At 61.7% G+C, this 355-nt stretch carries 1 protein-coding gene; it reads right to left on the reverse strand.

From position 1 onward, the window contains the following. On the reverse strand, positions 1-297 hold a 297-nt coding region (locus tag MXD60_RS26355), incomplete at its 3' end, for a group II intron maturase-specific domain-containing protein (protein WP_283099036.1). Positions 298-355 lie beyond the last annotated feature (58 nt).

Genomic DNA, 355 nt, shown 5'->3' on the forward strand with positions numbered 1-355 from the left:
CTGCCTTTGCAGGAGCCCGTTCCACCAGCGTTTGGCCCGTTTGAACGCCTTCAACCGTTCGAATTTCCTCCGCGCCCACCGCACCAGGTAGGTGTTGATGCGGCGCAGGAGAGCGTACATCTCGGTTCGGTAGAACCTGCCGTAGTAGTTCATCCAGCCACGAATCACCGGATTCATCCACACGGCGAGTTCCCCGATGTCCGAGGTGGTACGCAGATGCATCCGCCAGCGCCTGACGGTCCGGCCCTTGTCTTTCAGGGCTTCCCGACTCATCGCAGGCAGGAACGACGTGAACATGCTCCCGCCGTCCTTCGTCGGGGCTTTCCGGGGACGGAACGTGTACCCCAGGAACGTG

This window comes from Frankia sp. AgB32 (assembly GCF_023243045.1).
Lineage (GTDB): Bacteria > Actinomycetota > Actinomycetes > Frankiales > Frankiaceae > Frankia.